15 protein-coding genes are annotated in these 20,723 nt (G+C 62.0%); 5 read left to right on the top strand and 10 right to left on the bottom strand.

The genetic code is table 11. The features are described 5' to 3' along the window. Positions 1 to 202 precede the first annotated feature (202 nt). The 5 genes from purH to prmA form a co-directional block, all read right to left on the bottom strand. The gene (gene purH / locus AB4O09_RS27335; RefSeq protein WP_028237504.1) at positions 203 to 1,810 is read right to left on the bottom strand and encodes a bifunctional phosphoribosylaminoimidazolecarboxamide formyltransferase/IMP cyclohydrolase; all 1,608 of its coding nucleotides are present in this window, start codon (positions 1,808 to 1,810) and stop codon (positions 203 to 205) included. Between the two features lie 83 nt (positions 1,811 to 1,893). Continuing rightward, positions 1,894 to 2,214 carry a DNA-binding transcriptional regulator Fis gene (gene fis / locus AB4O09_RS27330; protein ID WP_003186237.1) on the bottom strand — a complete coding sequence of 107 codons (321 nt, stop codon included), beginning with the start codon at positions 2,212 to 2,214 and terminating at the stop codon, positions 1,894 to 1,896. Next, complete coding sequence (gene dusB / locus AB4O09_RS27325; protein ID WP_003197413.1) at positions 2,211 to 3,218, bottom strand: tRNA dihydrouridine synthase DusB; 1,008 nt, start codon at positions 3,216 to 3,218, stop codon at positions 2,211 to 2,213. The genes fis and dusB overlap by 4 nt, the downstream gene beginning before the upstream one ends. 185 nt (positions 3,219 to 3,403) lie before the next feature. Next, positions 3,404 to 4,630 carry a DUF3426 domain-containing protein gene (locus AB4O09_RS27320; RefSeq protein WP_003197414.1) on the bottom strand — a complete coding sequence of 409 codons (1,227 nt, stop codon included), beginning with the start codon at positions 4,628 to 4,630 and terminating at the stop codon, positions 3,404 to 3,406. A gap of 30 nt (positions 4,631 to 4,660) precedes the next feature. After that, positions 4,661 to 5,539 (bottom strand): 50S ribosomal protein L11 methyltransferase, encoded by an 879-nt coding sequence (prmA, locus tag AB4O09_RS27315; protein WP_258636632.1) that lies wholly within the window; start codon positions 5,537 to 5,539, stop codon positions 4,661 to 4,663. A gap of 194 nt (positions 5,540 to 5,733) precedes the next feature. Here prmA and AB4O09_RS27310 point away from each other — a divergent pair, with 194 nt between their 5' ends. Further along, a complete protein-coding gene (locus AB4O09_RS27310; RefSeq protein ID WP_258636634.1) occupies positions 5,734 to 9,705 on the top strand; it encodes a type III effector 1 in 3,972 nt (1,323 codons plus the stop codon). 80 nt (positions 9,706 to 9,785) lie between these two features. On the opposite strand, the gene accC is transcribed toward AB4O09_RS27310, so the two are convergent. The 5 genes from accC to AB4O09_RS27285 all read right to left on the bottom strand — a co-directional run bounded on the left by accC (position 9,786) and on the right by AB4O09_RS27285 (position 16,061). Further along, on the bottom strand, positions 9,786 to 11,141 hold the full coding sequence (gene accC / locus AB4O09_RS27305; protein ID WP_003197421.1) for an acetyl-CoA carboxylase biotin carboxylase subunit: 1,356 nt from the start codon (positions 11,139 to 11,141) through the stop codon (positions 9,786 to 9,788). A 17-nt stretch (positions 11,142 to 11,158) separates the two neighbouring features. Further along, a complete protein-coding gene (accB, locus tag AB4O09_RS27300) occupies positions 11,159 to 11,623 on the bottom strand; it encodes an acetyl-CoA carboxylase biotin carboxyl carrier protein (protein ID WP_003197423.1) in 465 nt (154 codons plus the stop codon). A gap of 48 nt (positions 11,624 to 11,671) precedes the next feature. After that, entirely contained in the window at positions 11,672 to 12,124 is a 453-nt protein-coding gene (gene aroQ / locus AB4O09_RS27295) for a type II 3-dehydroquinate dehydratase (protein WP_003197425.1), read from the bottom strand. A 267-nt stretch (positions 12,125 to 12,391) separates the two neighbouring features. Continuing rightward, complete coding sequence (locus AB4O09_RS27290) at positions 12,392 to 13,435, bottom strand: methyl-accepting chemotaxis protein (protein WP_394351212.1); 1,044 nt, start codon at positions 13,433 to 13,435, stop codon at positions 12,392 to 12,394. A gap of 955 nt (positions 13,436 to 14,390) precedes the next feature. Beyond that, positions 14,391 to 16,061, bottom strand: coding sequence for a GGDEF domain-containing response regulator (locus tag AB4O09_RS27285; RefSeq protein WP_013692163.1), 1,671 nt, complete (start codon positions 16,059 to 16,061; stop codon positions 14,391 to 14,393). A 284-nt stretch (positions 16,062 to 16,345) separates the two neighbouring features. Between AB4O09_RS27285 and AB4O09_RS27280 the strand changes: the two genes are divergently transcribed. From AB4O09_RS27280 to speA, 4 genes are all read left to right on the top strand, one after another. Further along, positions 16,346 to 17,413, top strand: coding sequence for a DUF2333 family protein (locus tag AB4O09_RS27280; RefSeq protein ID WP_003197431.1), 1,068 nt, complete (start codon positions 16,346 to 16,348; stop codon positions 17,411 to 17,413). A gap of 3 nt (positions 17,414 to 17,416) precedes the next feature. Next, positions 17,417 to 17,974 (top strand): NUDIX hydrolase, encoded by a 558-nt coding sequence (locus AB4O09_RS27275; protein ID WP_003197433.1) that lies wholly within the window; start codon positions 17,417 to 17,419, stop codon positions 17,972 to 17,974. Positions 17,975 to 18,142: 168 nt separating this feature from the next. Beyond that, positions 18,143 to 18,514, top strand: a complete 372-nt coding sequence (locus AB4O09_RS27270) for a translation initiation factor Sui1 (RefSeq protein WP_003197435.1) — start codon at positions 18,143 to 18,145, stop codon at positions 18,512 to 18,514. 211 nt (positions 18,515 to 18,725) lie between these two features. After that, positions 18,726 to 20,639 carry an arginine decarboxylase gene (gene speA / locus AB4O09_RS27265; RefSeq protein ID WP_003197437.1) on the top strand — a complete coding sequence of 638 codons (1,914 nt, stop codon included), beginning with the start codon at positions 18,726 to 18,728 and terminating at the stop codon, positions 20,637 to 20,639. The last annotated feature ends 84 nt before the right edge of the window (positions 20,640 to 20,723 follow it).

Here is a 20,723-nt window from a genome sequence, read left to right as displayed (position 1 = left end):
GCTGATTCTGGATGCAGCGCTAAAGCTGCCTTTCTGTGGGAGCGAGCTTGTGTGGGAGCTGGGCTTGTGTGGGAGCAAGGCTTGCCCGCGATAGCATCAACTCGGTTTGCCTGATGGACCGAGTTGCCTGCATCGCGGGCAAGCCTTGCTCCCACAGAGCCTTGCTCCCACACCAACCCAGCTCCCACAGTGGGTCGGTGTATCAGTGACGGAAGTGACGCATGCCCGTAAAGACCATTGCGATGCCGGCCTCATCGGCAGCCGCAATCACTTCATTGTCACGCATCGAACCACCCGGCTGGATCACGGCGGTGATGCCGACCTTCGCCGCGTTGTCGATGCCGTCGCGGAACGGGAAGAATGCATCGGAGGCCATGACCGCGCCCTGTACCTGCAAGCCGGCGTGTTCAGCCTTGATGGCGGCGATGCGGGCCGAGTTCACACGGCTCATCTGGCCTGCGCCGACACCGATGGTCTGGCGGTTCTTGGCGTAGACGATGGCGTTGGATTTTACGTACTTGGCGACTTTCCAGGCGAAGATCAGGTCGTTGATTTCCTGCTCGCTCGGGGCGCGCTTGGTCACCACTTTCAGGTCTTCGCTGCCGATCATGCCAATGTCGCGGCTCTGGACCAGCAGGCCGCCATTGACGCGCTTGTAGTCCCAGGCCGGCGCACGGTCGGCCGACCATTGGCCGCAGGCCAGCAGGCGGACGTTGGCCTTGGCGGCAACGATGGCGCGGGCTTCTTCGGTGACCGAAGGGGCGATGATCACTTCGACGAACTGACGCTCGACGATGGCCTTGGCGGTCGCGGCGTCCAGTTCACGGTTGAAGGCGATGATGCCGCCGAAAGCCGATTCGGTATCGGTGGCGTAGGCCAGTTCGTAGGCCTGGCGGATACCGCCCTCGGCGTCCGGGCTTACGGCCACGCCGCACGGGTTGGCGTGCTTGACGATCACGCAGGCGGGCTTGACGAAGCTCTTCACGCATTCCAGCGCGGCGTCGGTGTCGGCCACGTTGTTGAACGACAGCTCCTTGCCTTGCAGCTGGGTGGCGGTGGCAATGCCGACTTCGGCGGGCTTGGCTTCCACGTAGAACGCCGCGCTCTGGTGCGGGTTCTCGCCGTAGCGCATTTCCTGGGCCTTGACGAACTGGGTGTTGAAGGTGCGCGGGAATTCGCTGCGGCCTTCGGTCGACAGGGTTTCAGCGGCCTGGTTCACGGTGCCCATGTAGTTGGCGATCATGCCGTCGTAGGCGGCGGTGTGTTCGAAGGCCTTGAGCATCAGGTCGAAACGCTGGGCGTAGGTCAGGCCACCGGCCTTGAGGTTTTCCAATACGCTGGCGTAGTCGCTGGCGTTGACCACGATGGTCACGTCCTTGTGGTTCTTGGCCGCCGAGCGGACCATGGTCGGGCCGCCGATGTCGATGTTCTCGATGGCGGTCGGCAGGTCGCAGCCGGGCTTGTTGATGGTGGCTTCGAACGGGTAGAGGTTGACCGCTACCAGGTCGATCGGCTTGATGCCGTGTTCGTTCATGATGGCGTCGTCGATGCCGCGACGGCCCAGGATCCCGCCGTGGATTTTCGGGTGCAGGGTCTTGACCCGACCGTCCATCATTTCTGCAAAACCGGTGTAGTCCGCGACTTCCACTGCGGCGACGCCGTTGTCCTGCAGCAGCTTGAAGGTCCCGCCGGTGGAGAGAATCTCGACGCCCAGCTGTTGCAGCTCGCGGGCGAATTCGAGGATCCCGGTCTTGTCGGAGACGCTGATCAAGGCGCGGCGGATCGGCAGGCGGGTGGTCTGGTCGGTCATTTCAATTTCCATCAAAAGCAAGGGAAGTCAGCAAAAAAGGCGACCGTTTTTTACGCGGGCGCCTTTCTGGTTTGATTGAATGCTTACAGCAGATCGTACTGCTTGAGTTTCTTGCGCAGGGTGCCGCGGTTCAGGCCCAGCAGCTCACTGGCTTTGGTCTGGTTGCCCTTGACGTAGTTCATCACGCTTTCGAGCAGAGGCGCCTCGACTTCGGAAAGCACCAGGTTGTACACATCCGTGACGGCAGCGCCCTCAAGGTGGGCGAAATAATTGTGCAGCGCCTTCTCGACACTCCCGCGAAGGGTCTGGCCTTCTTCGCTGGGCGTATTGAGGTGCTGTTTCAAATTCACGTTGTCGCTCACGGGTGTTGTTCCACTCACTAAAGTCTCGGTCATCATCGTCATGCGGCCACCCCTTCGTCCCCTGTCAGGCTCTTGTAACGCTCAGCGAAGAACGCCTGAACGTCGGCGCATTGTGCTTGCGTACCATCCAAACGATTGAAACGGGCGCGAAACTCCCTGGCGCCCGGCAGGGTTGCGAGATACCAGCCCACATGCTTGCGAGCAATGCGTACACCCATGACTTCTCCGTAGAAGGCATGTAGCGCGGCCAGATGCTCTAGCAGAATACGTTCCACCTCGGACAACTGCGGCGGCGCGAGCTTTTCGCCCGTGCGCAGGAAGTGTTCGATCTCACGAAAAATCCATGGCCGCCCCTGTGCGGCCCGGCCAATCAACAGGCCATCGGCCCCGGTCGCGTCCAGCACGTACCGGGCCTTCTCGGGCGAATCGACGTCGCCATTGGCAAACACCGGAATCGACACCGCCTGCTTGATCGCGGCGATGGTGTCGTACTCGGCTTCGCCGGTGTACAGGTCGGCACGGGTGCGGCCATGGACCGCCAGCGCCGTGATGCCCGCCTGTTCGGCGATCTTCGCCACCACCAGGCCATTCTTGTTCTCCCGGTCCCAGCCGGTGCGTATCTTCAGGGTCACCGGCACATCCACTGCGGCGACGACCGCCTGCAGGATCTCGGTGACCAGCGCTTCATCTTTCAACAGCGCCGAGCCTGCGGCCTTGTTGCAGACCTTCTTCGCCGGGCAGCCCATGTTGATGTCGATGATCTGCGCCCCCAGCTCGACATTCGCCCGGGCCGCCTCCGCCAGCATCTGTGCGTCGCCACCGGCGATCTGTACCGAGCGGGGCTCGGGATCTCCTTCGTGGATCATGCGCAGACGCGATTTGCGGGTGTTCCACAAACTCATGTCGCTGGTGACCATTTCCGAAACCACCAATCCTGCACCCAGTCGCTTGCACAACTGACGAAAGGGCTGGTCGGTGACCCCCGCCATAGGGGCGAGAATCAGGCCGTTCTGCAATGTATATGGGCCGATGCGTACCGCCGACATAGGACTTCCCTGAAGTGGGGCCGGATCATGAGACTTCGAAAAAGGGTTGGCATGATACCCGCTCTCGATGACTGGATAAAGATCGAATTGGATAAAATCTGAACAGCTATTTTGTTATCGCCAGCGGTTTGGTCTGGGTGGGGTCAGTCAGAAAGCTGCCGTCAATTGGCCGACCCTGGCCGGCTTCATTCGGGGGAATGGAAGCTCAGACTGTAGTTTACCGCTTTGGGGCCAGGGTCCAGGATATCCAGCGCGATGTGAATGGGCGTCTGGGGCGGCATTTCGCCGCGGTCCTCGAGGTCGCCACCCAGGTACTCGCCGGGCTTGAAGCGACGGCTGGCGATCAGGTGTCCGTTGAGGTCGGCAAAGCGCAACTCCAGCAACGGAAAAGGTTGGGAGAAGGGCGCACGGTTGTAGATGATCGCGTCCACCACCAGGGCTCCGCTGAACTCCGGATGGCTGCGCACCACCAGGTTGCTGCTCTTGATCTTGGCGATGTCGACCTTGGACGGTACTTCGCAGCCGATGGTCGGACAGATTTGCAGGAACCACGGCCGGTACTGGTCCTGGCGGGCCAGTTCTTCGAAATGGTAGGCGATGTACTGGCCGCCCAAGGCCGCGCTGGCGAGCAGTATCAACAGGCCCCACAACAAGCGTCGGCCCCAGGGCGAGCGGCGTTTGCGCCAGTCCAGTTGCAGCGGGTCGTCGTCCAGGTCGTGGAGGGCTTCGGCGCGTATCCCCGGCTCCTGGCGCTCCCGTGACTTGCGCAATGGCGCCAGTTGCTCGGGTTCGTCGTCGTGGTCGTCGGTGGCAGACAGGCGCTCGAGGTGTTCGTCGGGCTCGTCGTCCGGCGCCAGGTGGAGCGGGGCGACCGGTTCGTCGTCCGGTTCCAGTGGTTCAAGGGCCAGGGACAGGGACGGCTCGGTGCGCGGTGGCCGGGCCGGTTCGTGGGGTTCGAACGGTTCGATGGGGTCCTGGAGGACGGCTTCGACGCGCTCGCTGGAAGATTCGCTGTACAGGCTGTCGGGCCAGGCTTGCTGTTCGCTGGAGAGCGAGTCGCGTTGCGCGCTGAGGTTGTCTTCCCGGCGCCGGCCGGTATTGCCTGGCGCGCGATTGTCGCGTCGCTCCAGGCGCGCCAGCTCCTTGTCCAGGTCATCCAGATCCAGCTCGGCCGCGCTCCATTGTTTCTGGCTGATCGCCCGGGGCGGGGCTTCGACCGCAGGTTTGGCGGTCGGCGCGACGGCAGGCGCCGGTTGCTTGGCAGTGCGTTGTTCCAGCAACTGTCGTGCGGCATTGAACACTTGCAGGCACGAGCCGCAACGAACCACCCCGCGGGCCACGCTCAATTGAGCATGGCTGACGCGAAAACGGGTATGGCAATGCGGGCACTGGGTGACGAAACTGTCAGTCATGCGGCAATCCGGTGGATACAGGCGCTCATTCTAGCGCCGACGTCCGGTGATGCGCACCCAGCCATCGCGATTGGCGATCGGGTCCAGGTCAAAATCCGCGGCATAAGCGGTGGCGACTTCTTCACCCTGTTCGGCCAAGATGCCCGACAGCGCCAGGCGTCCGCCCGGCTTGACCAGGCTCGACAGTTGCGGCGCCAGGGACACCAGCGGGCCGGCGAGGATGTTGGCCACCAGCACGTCGGCCTGGACCTGTGGCAAGTCCTGCGGCAAGTACAGCGGGAACAGGGCTTCGGCAATGTTGTTGCGCCCGGCGTTGTCGCGGGAAGCTTCCAGGGCCTGGACGTCGATGTCGGTGCCGACGGCTTCCCGGGCGCCCAGCAGGAGCGCGGCAATCGCCAGGATCCCCGAGCCGCAGCCGAAGTCGAGTACGTTGCAGCCCTTCAGGTCCTGGGCGTCGAGCCATTCCAGGCACAGTGCGGTGGTCGGGTGGGTGCCGGTGCCGAACGCCAGGCCCGGGTCCAGCAGCAGGTTGACCGCGTCCGGCTCTGGCGCGGCGTGCCAGCTCGGGACAATCCACAGGCGCTGGCCGAAACGCATCGGCTGGAAATTGTCCATCCAGCTGCGTTCCCAGTCCTGGTCCTCGATCACTTCGCTGTGATGCTCGGGCAGCGGGCTGCCGGTCAGCAGCTCGAGATGGGCCAGTACGCTGGCCGCCTCGGTGCCGCCTTCGAACAGGGCCAGCAGGTGGGTATGGGACCACAGCGGGGTGGTGTTGAGCTCCGGCTCGAAGATCGGCTGGTCTTCGGCGTCCATGAAGGTTACCGATACGGCGCCTACTTCAAGAAACGCGTCTTCGTAGGTTTCGGCTTGTTCCGGGCTGATGGCCAGACGTACTTGCAGCCAAGGCATGGCGGGCACCTTTGGAAAAAAATCTACAGGGGGCAGCGCAGGGCTGCAAAGGCGCGCAGTGTACGCCAGGTCGCGGGCAAAGTGGATAAGCGAGTCTCGCGCCGTCCGGGTGGGTATTTCGATATATATATGTATGCCATGGGCGTATCGCCGGGCGGATAAGGTGCCGGTCCACACAGCAGGGAGGAATGTGAATGGACATCACTGCCGAACGGCAAAGCAACATGGCGCGCACGGGGCCGGTCTCTTCCCCGCAGGCGGCGACTGCACAAATGACCCTGGAGAAATTGACGCGTTGGCAGGCGGCTATCGACGCGCGACTGCAAACCCAGATGAGTTTGCTGGAGGTGCTGGAAGAGTACCTGCTGGTCGAGCTGCGCACCCACTATCACCAAGGCAACATCGATCCGCACTTCATCGACACCCTGCTCGACACGGTGTTGCAGCGCATGATCGACCAGGCGCCTGTGGTTTATGACGAAGCGCAGGACGTGCCCTACCGTTGGCCCGAGGGGGTAGACCTGGGGTTTGCTCCCGAGCGCCGGGAGTGCGTTGCCCAGGCGGTGGAAAGCGCGGCGTCGAGGTTTGTCAGTCACTACGAGGATTATCTGCGGCGGCATTGGCGAATGGTGTCGCAGGATGTCTCGCTCGAAGCACTGGTCAGGCAAAAGCTTGACGAGCATCGGGTCGCGGTCGACGGGCTTTTTCAGCCTGACCATCTGGCCGGCCTGGACGTCGATCAGTTGCGAGAGCAGATCGAAGAACTCCAGGACGCCTGGCGCCAGACGAGTCGCTTGACGGCGTTGGCAACAACCCGTGAGCGGCGGGATCTTGGAGCGGTCGCGCGATTGCAGTTGCCGCATTGGCTGCGGGGGTTGAGCAATCCAGATCGTGAACGGCTGCGGGCTTTTGAAAACCAGACCGTGCTGGCGCAGGCACAAGTCGATGAACTGATCGATGGCCTGGGTTCGCTGCGGGCCTTCGCTCTGCAATTGGCCAGGGACTATGTCAGGGATGAATTGGACATGCTGGTCGAGCCTGACAGCATTCGCGTGCAGTTACAGTGGCGAACGGTGATGGGCCAGCCGGTGCACACCTACAGCCTGAGTGAGCTGGTGGCGGTAGGCCCGGTACGACCGGACGCGGTGTCGGTGTTCCTGGTGGAAAATGGCGGCATGCTGCGTAACCAGTCCCTTTCGCCAGCCTTCATCGGTCGATTGTTGGCAGACGTCGATGCGCCTGCCGGGTACCTGCAAGCACTGGCCGACCGATATGAACGAGCGGACCTTAAAGAGGCCATGTTCGATTGGTTTTTGGCGCGGCTGCAGCACAGTGCATTTATCGCGCGTTGCGCGGGCCAGTTGTCGGCGACCGGTCATGACTCGCTCAGTGCCCTATGGGAGAGCGACGTTGCGACGCCAACCGCCAGCGTGTGGCGTGTCGCCGACCTTGTGCTTCCCAATGGCTTGAAGTGTGCCGATCTTCTTCTGTTCTACCGCGAAGATGTGGGCGACGACGTCAGCGGTCTGCTGCTGTATGCCCCGGGCAAACCCGATGGCCATGAGTGGGTCGAATTGACCTCGCTTCGGGCGTTGAGCGGGGAGGTCGGTGCCTGGACCCAACATGAAGCTGGTCGCGAGTATCTGCTGCAGCAACTCTCTGTGATCGATCAAGGGCGGGCCCGGGAATACTTTGCCGGCGTGGCGCAGAAACCTGCCTCGTGGGACCTGGGCAGAGACCTCAGGGGAGCGGTCAGCGATTTCAGGGCTGGTCTTCGCAACGCGGTCTTGACCGGCCTGGCCAATAACCTGATGCAGGTGGAGCTGAACGAGTCGCCTCGCTGGTACTCGGCGCTGCCGCTTGAGTCTCGGCGCAACATCAGCGGCTTGAACCAGGAGTTTCTGGTTCAGCGGCAGGTGTTCGATGAGCAGATGGTCGACTATGAAGTCTTCATCGACTTCGCCAAGCGCACCTTCGCCCATTTGATTGCGCCGTACCTGCGCAGCAAGGGGGTGCTTGAAGCGGTCGATCCAGCCACTGTGCTCATCGACTACAGCACCGGGCTGGCAACCGAGAAAAAAACCGCCAGCCTGTTGGACCTGGCCATTTTTGGATACGAGCACAGCTCGGATATCGACGACCCCGCAAAAGGCGTGCGTTCTTCTGTCGGGCAGGACTTGAAGCAGGTTCGCAGCGCCGAATTGGCGTCGTACATTCGCGTGGCTTACCTGGGGGAACGATATGCCAAGCACATCCGCGCCACCTTTCTCGATGCCAAGGACCCTGAGTATCTGAAACGCCGCGAGGCATGCCGCTACATGCTGTTGGCCCGGATGGATCGCGACCTGCGTGTGGCCCATGGCAAGTCGATGTTGAACACCGACGAATTCCAGTGGCTCACCCGGCAAGTCACGCTGCTAAGCGATGGGAGGCCGGTGAGCAGCGCCACGCACCCCAGCGCCGCCGTGACGCGCGAAGGCGTGATCAAGTTGACCGTCGGCGGTCATGTCGTGCAAGGGGTCTACGTTTTCACCTACTTCGACCCTAAGGTTTTTTACTGGTTGTATACACCCGACGCTCCGGACGGGATCCTGTTTCGCAAGTACCTGGACTTCTCCGGAAGCATTGCGGCGCAACTGCATCATTACGTACTGGAGCGGATCGCACTGAGCGCGCGAGCCTCTGCAGGACGTTCGCTGGTGGCTTTGGCGAGCGGGAGCGCGCGGGTCGATACAGTGCGCGAATTCAATCGGGTCATGGACATCAGCGCTGAATTCGATGCCTGCATCGAGCGCGCTGTCACCGATGTGGAGGACATCACCACAAGCCGTGCCGAAATGATCAGGGATCAGGTGTTCAAAGGGTTGATCTTCGCGGCGGCTCCTGTGTGCATGGTCTACCCCCCGTTTGCCTTGTTGCTGGACATTGGCTTGGTGGCTGTCAGCGCCGGGCAGGCAGTCGAGGCGCATGGGCAGGGCGACACGGAAGGCGCGCTTGGCCACTGGCTGGCCGCGACCTGGGGGACGCTGTTCGCCACGCTCGGTGCCGCAAGCATGGCCAGGCTGCTAGGGCGTGCGGCCAGGAACCTGAAGCTCGCGGTGAAACCCCTGTCATTGTCCGCTCAACGCTTGAGGCGCGCGACATCGGGCATCGTCAAAGAAGCCGGGCCGGTGATCCCGCCCATACGCCTGAAGCCGCAGCAGGCGGTCAGCAGAGTACCGGAGCACTTGCAGCCGGTGACCGAAGAGGGGATTTTTTTTGGCACCTATCGCAGCCCACCCAGCGCAACGCAACCGCGAAGCGCCCACTACATACGGAGCAGGGGTCGGTACTACCAGGTGACGGAGGATCCCTACTTCGGCGGGTTGTGCCTGGTGGATGCCAGGCGTCCCGGCGCGTTGTACAAACTACCCATCCGCAGGCTGGCGAATGGCAAGTGGACCCATAACAAGGTCGGCTTGAGAGGCGGCAATGACCATGTGCGCAACCTTGGGAGAGTAGGGGATCTGCGGGAGGCGTTTCCCGGGCATGTCTTCCCGGACGCGACCAGGGGCGCGTTGCAGGGCGAGGCTGTGGTGGCAAGGTTCAGCGAGGCGGCGGACAACTATCTGTTCTCGCTGAATGCGCAAACGTGTGTGATCGCTTCGTTGTACAACCCTGCCACCAAGATGGGGGCGGTCATTCATTTCGATCACAACATCCGTGCGCTGATCGAGCGCAGCATCCGGGATGTGACGCGGCGCCTGGGGGGATCGCCCAAGGATATTCGTGCCACGCTGGTGGGTGGGGATTGGCTGACGGGGGCTGACATTGGCGAGCCGGTCCGGTTGGTAATGAGGCGCCAGGGTCTGCAACCCACCTGGGATCACTGGTCGTATTCTTCCTGCTTCGGGAATAACTATGGTGTTGCGCTGGATCTGCGCAGTGGTATCACCTCTGTGTTCAAGACCTCGCAGAGTCAGGTCGAACGCTACTACGTACCCGTGCTGGCGAGGGCGAAGCGGGGTTCTGATCCGGTATCGGTACGTGCGCGCGGGTTCATGACGCGCTTGCGCAGCGAACCGTTGGTGGCCAATGCCAACGGTGCCGTTCGCACCCATCAGGGCCGGTCGGCGACTGCGGCGCAACTTGCCTTGCAGGAATTCTCTACGGTGATGCTGGGCTGATGCCGTTGCCCGCATCGTGAGCGACAGGCAAAAAAAGACCCCGGCCAATGGACCGGGGTCTTTTTACATCACTTGAAGCATCAGTGCTGGTTGCCCAGCTTGTGTTCCAGGTAATGGATGTTGACGCCACCTTTGCAGAAGCCTTCGTCACGTACGAGGTCGCGGTGCAGCGGGATGTTGGTCTTGATCCCGTCGACCACGATTTCGTCCAGCGCATTGCGCATGCGCGCCATGGCTTCGTCACGGGTCGCCCCGTAGGTGATCAGCTTGCCGATCAACGAATCGTAGTTCGGTGGAACGGCATAACCGCTGTACAGGTGCGAATCGACACGAACGCCATTGCCGCCCGGGGCATGGAAATGCTTGACCGTGCCTGGGCTTGGCATGAAGGTTTTCGGGTCTTCGGCGTTGATCCGGCATTCCAGCGCGTGACCGCGGATGACCACGTCATCCTGGGTGAACGACAGCTTGTTGCCTGCGGCGATGCTGAGCATCTCCTTGACGATGTCGATACCGGTGACCATTTCCGAAACCGGGTGCTCCACCTGAACACGGGTGTTCATTTCGATGAAGTAGAAACGACCGTTCTCGTACAGGAACTCGAAGGTACCGGCGCCGCGATAGCCGATGTCGATGCAGGCCTTGACGCAACGCGCCAGGACTTCCTCGCGAGCCTGCTCGTCGATGCCCGGTGCCGGCGCTTCTTCGAGGACCTTCTGGTGACGACGTTGCAGCGAGCAATCGCGGTCGCCCAGATGGATCGCGTGGCCCTGGCCGTCGGACAGTACCTGGACTTCGACGTGACGTGGGTTGGTCAGGAATTTTTCCAGGTAGACCATCGGGTTGCCGAACGCCGCGCCAGCTTCGGAGCGGGTCAGTTTCGCCGAGGAGATCAGGTCTTCTTCCTTGTGTACCACGCGCATGCCGCGACCACCGCCGCCGCCAGCGGCCTTGATGATCACCGGATAACCGACTTCGCGACCGATGCGCAAAGCGGTTTCTTCGTCTTCAGGCAGTGGGCCGTCGGAACCCGGAACGGTCGGCACACCCGCCGCGATCATGGCGTGCTTGGCCGAGACCTTGTCGCCCATCAGGCGGATGGTGTCGGCTTTCGGGCCAATGAAGGCAAAACCGGAATTTTCGACCTGTTCGGCGAAGTCGGCGTTTTCCGCCAGGAAGCCGTAGCCAGGGTGAATGGCGGTAGCGCCGGTCACTTCGGCAGCGGCGATGATCGCCGGGATGTGCAGGTAGGAGTGCGCAGCCGACGCCGGACCGATGCAGACGGATTCGTCCGCCAGGCCCAGGTGCATCAGTTCTTTGTCGGCCTTGGAGTAAACGGCGACGGTCTTGATGCCCATCTCTTTGCAGGCACGCAGAATCCGCAGGGCGATCTCACCGCGGTTAGCGATCAGAACTTTTTCCAACTTCGCAGTCATCAAAGGCTCTCCGCGGTTCAAACGATGGTGAACAGCGGTTGGTCGTACTCAACCGGCTGGCCGTCTTCGACGAGGATGGACTCGATCACACCGCTGGTTTCAGCTTCGATGTGGTTCATCATCTTCATGGCTTCGACGATGCACAGGGTGTCGCCTTTCTTCACGGTCTGGCCGACTTCAACGAAGGACGGCGAGGATGGCGAAGACTTGCGATAGAACGTGCCCACCATTGGCGAACGGGCGACAGTGCCGTTGAGCGCTGGCGCAGCCGGTGCGGCTGGCGCTGCTGCGGCAACCGGGGCTGCTGCTGGAGCAGGCGCGGCGGCTGGAGCGTGCATCGGTGCCGGCGCATAGAACTGCTGGGCCGGGGTCTTGCTGTGGCGGCTGATGCGTACGGACTCTTCGCCTTCCTTGATCTCAAGCTCGTCGATGCCGGACTCTTCCAGCAATTCGATCAATTTCTTAACTTTACGGATATCCATGAATCATCAACTCCCAAGGGTCGGTCAGGGGCGTTTAACGCTTGTTGTTCAAGCTGTTGCCTGTTTTTCAAGCTGCTCTAGGGCGGCCTCCAGGGCCAGCCGGTAACCGCTGGCGCCAAGGCCGCAGATCACTCCCACCGCTACATCCGAGAAGTAGGAGTGATGGCGGAAAGGTTCGCGTTTGTGCACGTTGGACAAATGCACTTCGATGAATGGGATGCTCACCGCCAGCAGCGCGTCACGTAATGCGACGCTTGTGTGTGTAAAAGCTGCTGGATTGATCAAAATGAAATCCACGCCTTCGCCACGTGCGGCATGGATACGGTCGATCAATTCATATTCGGCGTTGCTTTGCAGATAGAGCAAATGATGGCCGGCGGTGCGGGCCCGCTGCTCCAGGTCCTGGTTGATCTGCGCCAGTGTCACGGCGCCGTAGACGCCCGGCTCGCGGGTGCCCAGCAGGTTCAGGTTGGGTCCGTGCAGGACCAATAGGGTCGCCATCTGCTGTTCCTTGTTATCTGTGAGCAGGTATCAGAACCTGGCGACTATGCCGCAAAGCCTTTGTGACTGTCCAGTTCTCTGCAATAGCCAGCACGATGACCGATGTTTGCGCGAAATTTGTGACCCAGGTCCCTGATCCGGTCATACGGTTGGAGCCGAACCCCTGTGGGAGCGAGCCTGCTCGCGATGACGGCGGCCCATTCAACATCAATGCAAGCTGACCCAGCGCTATCGCGAGCAGGCTCGCTCCCACACTGGATCTGAGGTCTAAACCCGAAACGCCTGTACTGCCGTATGCAACCGCCCGCCCAGTACCAACAGGTTGTCGCCTTGTTCGCGCCCCTGGCCGATGCGCAGCAGGTTGTCGCCGCCCAGTTGGTGAATCCGCTCGCTGTGATCGCGGATTTCGCTGACGGCGCCGCTTTGTTGGGCGGTGACGTCGGCGATGCGTACCGCCGTATCGGAGATGGTCTGGATGGCACCGACGATCTCATCCAGCGCGCCATCAGCCGCTTGCGCCTGGTTGGCGGTGGCTTCGGCGTGTTCGACCTGGGCGCGCATGCCGTCCACCGATTGGCGCGCGGCCTGTTGCAAGCGGGCGATCAGCGTCTGGATTTCGGCGGTGGCGCCGGCCGTGCGTTGGGCCAGGGAGCGGACTTCCTCGGCCACCACCGCGAAGCCCCGGCCCATTTCCCCGGCGCGGGCGGCTTCGATGGCAGCGTTGAGGGCCAGCAGGTTGGTCTGGTCGGCAATCGAGCGAATCACCGTCAACACGCCGCCGATGGTGGCGGACTCCTCGGCCAGTTGTTCGATCATCTGCGCGTTGCCTTGTACTTCTCCCACTAACGCATGCAAGCCTGTAAGGCTCAGGCCGATGACTTTCTGTCCTTGCTCCACCGCCTGCCCGGCGCTGCGGCTGGCGTCTGCGGCTTGGCTGGCATCGCCGGCCACTTGCTGGATTGTCGCTTCCAGTTCGCTGAGGGAGTCGCGGATCAGCGCCGTGTCGCCAGCCTGATGCTCGGCGCCACTGTGCAGCTCGCCGCTCAGTTCGGCCAGGGTTCGGCTGCTACCCGCGACCTGTTCGGCGTTTACTCGAATGGTGCCCACCAGGTCCACCAGGTAAGCGCGCAGGCGATTGAGCGAAGCCTCGATGTCTTGCAATTCGCGGTTGCTGGCGCCCACGTGGATATCACGGCTGAAGTCGCCCTCGGCCCAGGTCGACAGGGCTGGAGCCAGGTGCGTCAAGGTGCGGGCCAGGCGCCGCTGCAAGGTGTCGATGAGCAGCGCAATCAGCAGGATCAAGCCAATCATCACCCCCTGGATCAAGCGAACCTCTCCCTGGATCTGCCCATGCTGGGCACGTACCGCCGGCTCCATGGCATCGATCGCCTGTTGCACGTCGGCGATTTTCAGGTGCGTGGCGCTGCTCAGTTCAGTGCGTTTCTGGATAAGTTCACGGGTGCGGGCCAATTCTGCCGGGTAGCGGCCGAGCAGGCTGTTGAGTTCGCGCTTGAGGGCGATGCCAGCATCTTCGGCGGCGGTTTTTTCTTGGGTTTCCAAACCCATCAGCGCGGCGAAATCGTCGCTGCCTGATTCGCTGCTGGCGGTGACGCCCAGCAGGGGCAGGCTGTCGAGGCGTTCGGCCTCCACACGGATGCTCGCCAGTTCCCGCTCGACGTCGGCGGCCAATTCGCTACGGCCACTGCTGACCAGTTTGTCCCGGGTGAGGGATAGGCGGCCCAGGTGCTGTGACGCGGCAAACAGCGCGGGCAAGTAGGCCGGGGCGCCATTGGCGTATTGGGCCAGTTGGTCGAGGCTGGCACTCAGTTCACGCTCGGCCTGCAGCAGCAAGGCCTGCGGATCGCCGGCCAGTTTGCCGGCGGCCAGCAGATCGGTCTTGCTGAAGCCATCGAGGTTCGACAGGCTCGGGCGCAGGGGCTTGGCCAGTGCCGGGGGAAATTGATCGAGGTCTTTTTGCAGGGTCTCCAGGGCTTGGGTGGCAGCACTCAGGCGCAAGGCGTCGCCGCTGGCCAGGTAATCCTCGATATTGCGCGCTACTTCGCCCTGGAACTGCCGCGACAATCCCAGGTAGCGCTCCATCAGCAGATAGGGTCGCTCCAGGGCGATCTGCGACCACCACAGCGTGGCTCCAAGGCCCAGGCACACGGCAACTAAAAGAAGGGTGTTGAGATTGGTCAGCAGCTTCAGGCGCATTAAAGGTCTACCAGGGGCAGAATCGTAAGTGCCTGAAGTTATTGCGTTTGCGTTACAGGTTTATGACCGAATCGGTCGATTCCGATGAAAAGGTGGCACTTTGCTTTGATTGGCGGGCGCTCTGTACCCGGTTGCGCCCGGCGTGCTTGGCGCGGTACAGCGCTTCATCCGCCTGGCTGGCCATCATCAGGCTGTCGGAGTCATCGCTCATCTCCACCACGCCGGCGCTGAAGGTGCACCACAAGTCATGGGGCTGGGCCGGGTAGTGGATTTCGGCAAAGCGCTGGCGAATTTCATCCAGCACTTTGCAGGCTGCGTCGATGTCGGTGTCGGGCATGACGATGGCGAACTCTTCGCCGCCGTAACGGCCGATGAAGTCGGTCTTGCGCAGGCGCTGCTTGAGAAACAGCGCCAGGCTCTTGATCACCCGGTCCCCCATGGGGTGGCCGTGGCTGTCATTGACCCGTTTGAAATGGTCGATGTCGAGCATGGCGAAGCTCAGGGGCTTGCCTTCGCGACGAGCACGGAAGCTGCAATCCTCGAGCAGTTGCAGGATATGGGTGTGGTTGTAGAGTCCGGTGAGGCTGTCGCGCACCATCCGCGCCTTGAGGTTGCGCGCCCGGGCGGCACGGTTGCGCACCGTGGTGATCAGGTGCCGGGGCTTGATCGGTTTGGTCAGGAAGTCGTCGCCACCTTCGCTCATGGCGTCGAGTTGCTTGTCCAGGTCGTCTTCGGCGGACAGGTAGATGATCGGCACGCTGACGTAGCGGTCGTTGTGGCGTATCACCTTGGCCAGTTCCGTGCCGGTGCAGGCGGGCATATACATGTCGAGGATGATCAGGTCGGGCTGGAAGTCCGCCAGTTCGGCCATGGCCTGGATCGGCTCGATCAGTGTGCGGGTGATGATGCCGGCGCTGTTGAGCAGGCGTTCGGTGTGCATGGCCTGGGCACGGGAGTCATCGATGATCAGCACTTTGTACGGATCGTACTGGGCAACGCAGGTCAGCACTTCGATCTTTTCCAGCAGGCTCGAGGCTTCGAGGGTGCCGGTGAGAAATTCCTGCCCACCGGCGCGCACCGCGGCCAGGCGTGTCGGCGTGTCGGTTTCCATCAAACTGAAGAACAACAGTGGCAGCGGTTGCTCCAGGCCTTCCTGGGCTTCGGCGGCCAGTTTCAGGCCGGCGCCGGGGCCGCTGAAATCCACATCCATGACGATCGCCGCCGGCAGGCGCTCGACCATCGAGGCGCGGAACGCCACGACACTGTTCAGCGCCTGGGCGCTGAGGCCGAAGAACTCCAACTGCTTGGCCAGGCGCTCGGCGCGGTCATGGTCCTGCAGCAACACGTAGATGGGTTTGCGCAGCGGCGGCAGGAAGGTTTGTTCGAGCTGGTCGCCATGGCGCAGGCCAGTACGAGACAAGCGCTGCATCAGGCGGTTGATTTCAGTGATCAGGTGGCTGCTCAGGCGCCCGCGATTGGCGTCCACCGCTTGCAGCGACTGGCTGATGCCTTGGGCCAGTTGGGAGTGCTCGGGCTGTTCGAAGCGCTCGGCAAAGCGCAGCAGGCGCAGATTGGCTTCGCTGAGTTCCGACAGGTCGGTGCTTGTCCACTCACTGCGTTGCAGGCGCTGCCAAATCTCCAGGATCTGACGAGCCTGATGAATTACCCGCTGGGCAAAGTGGTGCTTGAGGCGCTCACGGCTGGGGTCTTCTGGCTCGGTCATATCCTGACTACTAGTTAGGGTGCATGCTGAGATCGACTGGTGGCTCTATGCTAGCACCTCTTTTCCTTCGCATGAGTGTCATACGTCAATATTCTGTCCAGTCGCGAAATTCAGTTTGTGACTGACCAGTCTCGTAGGCCGATGGCAACGCTTCCTTTATAGTGCTGTTCAATTACCCTGTCGCGCCCGGCATGATTGGCGCCGCATTATCGCGTTTCAAATCAGGCACGATGGCGTAGGGTTGTGGTCGAACCGAGAACTCAAGTGATTGAAGGGATATCACCATGCTGGACTGGAAAAATCGCGCGGGCAGCGCGCCTGAACGTGCCGCCGAGCCGAAATCGGACACCCGCAGCTACCTGGGTGGGCTTTTTTTCAGCCGCGCACTGGCGACGCTGATCGGCCTTTACCTGCTGGTGACCATTGCCGTCGGCTGGTATTGGAGCCAGGAGCCCGCGCTGTTCCCTGTGCAGCAGAACGCCCAGGCCGCAGCGGAGAAAGATGGCCGGCAGATGGTGGTGGGCTACACCACGGTCGAGACGCTCAAGACGGTGGCCGGAACCCTGCTGAGCAAGCCGGGTGGCTACATCTCCAACGACCGCTTCCCGCCTGGCCTGTGGATGGACAACATGCCGAGCTGGGAATACGGCGTGCTGGTGCAGGTCCGCGACCTGAGCCGCGCCCTGCGCAAGGACTTCGCCCGTTCCCAGTCGCAGTCCGCCGAGGACGCCGACCTGGCCAAGGCCGAGCCGCGCTTCAACTTCGACAACCGCAGTTGGGTGCTGCCCTCCAGCGAGTCTGAATACCAGGAGGGCATCAATTCCCTGAGTCGCTACCAGGCGCGCCTGTCCGACCCGAGCCAGAAAAGCGCACTGTTCTACGCCCGCGCCGACAACCTGAACAACTGGCTGGGGGATGTCGGCACTCGCCTGGGTTCGTTGTCCCAGCGCCTGTCGGCCAGCGTTGGCCGGGTCAAGCTCAATACCTCGCTGAAAACCGAAGTCCCGGCCCCGGGCCAGGTACCGCAGGTGGATGAAGAGGTAGTCGAGACCCCGTGGCTGCAAATCGATAACGTGTTCTATGAGGCCCGTGGCCAGGCGTGGGCGTTGTCGCATCTGCTGCGCGCCATCGAAGTGGACTTCGCCGATGTCCTGGCGAAAAAGAACGCCACGGTCAGCGTGCGGCAGATCATTCGTGAACTGGAAGCGTCCCAGGAACCGGTCTGGAGCCCGATGATCCTCAACGGCAGCGGCTTCGGTGTATTGGCGAACCACTCGCTGGTCATGGCCAACTACATTTCCCGAGCCAACGCAGCGGTCATCGACTTGCGGCAACTGCTGAACCAGGGTTGATTCATGAGCGAAAGCCCCCGGGAGGTCGCTCATCGAGTGGCCTCGGATGCCGAGCTGATTGCGTGGGTCGATGAGCACGACAATCTGCTCGGCAGCGTGGTGCGCTCAGAGCTGCGTGAGCGTGGCCTGATCGGACGCGGCACCTACATCATGCTGTTCAATTCGTCCGGTGAGCTGTGTGTACATCGGCGCACCCTGAGCAAGGCCATCTACCCAGGTTTCTGGGACGTGGCGGCGGGGGGTATGGTGCAGGCCGATGAGACCTACGCCGAATCGGCTGCCCGTGAGCTGGCGGAAGAGCTGGGCGTGAGCGGCGTGGAACTGACCGCCCACGACCATTTCTATTTCGAAGACCCTGGCAGTCGCCTGTGGTGCTCGGCGTTCTCGGCGGTATGGGACGGCCCGTTGGTCCTGCAGCCCGAAGAAGTCCTCGAGGCGCGTTTCCTGCCCCTCGAGCAGGTGCTCGATGAAATCCAGCGCAAGCCTTACTGCCCGGACTCCCTGGCGGCGCTTGAACGCTATTTGCGCGTCCATGGCAGCGGCGTCGCAAAGAAGCTATAAATTGGCGCTGATTGGCCCTTAGCAAGTCGGCTTTTTGCCGTTACACTGCGCGACTTTTCAAGCTGAACCGTGTCTGCGGTCCAGTAGCGCTGCCCCTGCCTGAGTGGGGTTTCGCGGTCGAGGCATGTTCCCCCTCGACCAGTCTTTGTCCTCTCGAGAGGATTGCCGGTGGCCAAAAAAGCCGCATCCTTCGCCGCCCTGGGCGGCCTGGTATTTTCTACCGACGCCGGTCGTCATTGTCCTGATTGCCGTCAGCCGGTGGATGCCTGCATCTGCAAACAGACCGCCATCCCTGCCGGTGACGGCATTGCGCGCGTGCGCCGTGAAAGCAAAGGTCGCGGCGGCAAGACGGTGACCACGATCACTGGCGTGCCGTTGGCCGAAGACGCGCTCAAGGAGCTGGCCACCACGTTGAAGAAGCGCTGTGGCACCGGTGGTGCGTTGAAAGACGGCATCATCGAGATCCAGGGCGATCACGTCGAGCTGCTGCTGGCGGAACTGGTCAAGCACGGCTTCAAGGCAAAGAAATCCGGCGGCTAGCAGCCTCTGTGAAAACCACCCTCGGCTTGACCCGAACTCAACGTTCGAGGTCGCCCGCATGGTTTTCACAGAGCCTGTTCTGAACGGGTTTCTAAACTCATCGCTGGGAGCAGGGTCTACCTTGCTAACAGGCAATTCGTCATTTTCACTCTCTAGACTGCCCCAGCCTCCGACCGGATGGTGCATTTTGACTTCTTTATAGGGGACTTCGATGTCCGTACGACGCACACGCAAAGACGATGGCAGCCAATGGACAGTTGCGGACAGCCGCAGTGTTTACGGGATTCGCCATTGGGGGGCCGGGTATTTCGCGATCAATGAAGCCGGTCGCGTCGAAGTCCGTCCGAACGGTCCCGACAGCTCGCCCATCGACCTGTTCGAGCAAGTCGACCAGTTGCGCCAGAGCGGCCTGTCGCTGCCCTTGCTGGTGCGCTTCCCCGATATCCTGCAAGACCGTGTGCGCCAGCTCACCGGCGCCTTCGACAGCAACATCGCGCGCCTGGAATACCAGAGCAAGTACACCGCGCTCTATCCGATCAAGGTCAACCAGCAGGAAGCGGTGATCGAGAACATCATCGCCACCCAGAACGTCTCCATCGGCCTGGAAGCCGGTTCCAAGCCGGAGCTGCTGGCGGTCCTGGCCCTGGCGCCGAAGGGCGGCACCATCGTCTGCAACGGCTACAAGGACCGCGAATTCATCCGTCTGGCGCTGATGGGCCAGAAGCTCGGTCACAACGTCTTCATCGTTATCGAGAAAGAGTCCGAAGTCGGCCTGGTGATCGAAGAGGCGGCAACGCTCAAGGTCAAGCCGCAGGTCGGCTTGCGCGTGCGCCTGTCGTCCCTGGCGTCGAGCAAGTGGGCCGATACCGGTGGCGAGAAGTCCAAGTTCGGCTTGTCGGCCGCGCAGCTGCTGTCGGTGGTCGAGCGCTTCCGGGCTGCTGGCCTGGACCAGGGCATTCGCCTGCTGCACTTCCACATGGGCTCGCAGATTGCCAACCTGGCGGACTACCAGCACGGCTTCAAGGAAGCGATCCGTTACTACGGTGAGCTGCGCAACCTCGGCCTGCCGGTGGATCACATCGACGTCGGCGGTGGCTTGGGTGTGGACTACGACGGCACGCACTCGCGCAATGCCAGTTCGATCAACTACGACATGGACGATTACGCCGGTGTCGTGGTCGGCATGCTCAAGGAGTTCTGCGATGCCCAGAGCCTGCCGCATCCGAACATCTTCTCCGAAAGCGGCCGCTCGCTGACCGCTCACCACGCCATGCTGGTGGTGCAGGTGACCGACGTCGAGAAACACAACGACGACGTGCCGGCGATCGACAACAAGCAGGAACTGCCGGAAACCGTGCAATGGCTGGTCGACCTGCTTGGCCCGACCGATATCGAGATGGTCACCGAGACTTACTGGCGCGCCACCCACTACATGAGCGACGTGGCGACCCAATATGCCGACGGCAAGCTGACCCTGGCCGAAAAAGCCTTGGCCGAGCAGTGCTACTTTGCGGTCTGCCGTCGCCTGCACAACTCGTTGAAGGCGCGCCAGCGCTCGCACCGCCAGGTGCTGGATGAGCTCAACGACAAGTTGGCCGACAAATACATCTGCAACTTCTCGGTGTTCCAGAGTCTGCCGGACACCTGGGCCATCGGCCAGGTGTTGCCGATCCTGCCGCTGCATCGCCTGGACGAAGAGCCGCTGCGCCGCGCCGTGCTGCAAGACCTGACCTGTGACTCCGACGGCAAGATCAAGCAGTACGTCGACGAGCAGAGCATCGAGACCAGCCTGCCGGTTCACGCACTCAAGCCGGATGAAGACTATCTGCTGGGCATCTTCCTGGTGGGCGCCTACCAGGAAATCCTCGGTGACATGCACAACCTGTTCGGTGACACCGACTCGGTGAACATCTACCAGAACGCCGATGGCAGCGTGTACCACGCCGGTATCGAAACCCACGACACCATCGAGGACATGCTGCGCTACGTGCACCTGTCGCCGGAGGAGTTGATGACTCACTACCGCGACAAGTGCGCCAGCGCCCGCATCAGCGCCGCTGAACGTACCCAGTTCCTCGATGCCTTGCGCCTGGGGCTGACGCGTTCGTCCTACCTGTCTTCCTGATAGAACCCTGTGGCGGGAGCAAGCTCCCTCGCCACAGGTTTATTTAACTGATCGGCAATGCCCTCCCGGGCTGTCAGAAAATGC

Source organism: Pseudomonas sp. H1_F01 (assembly GCF_054681425.1).
This window is presented reverse-complemented; position numbering and strand designations above follow the sequence as displayed.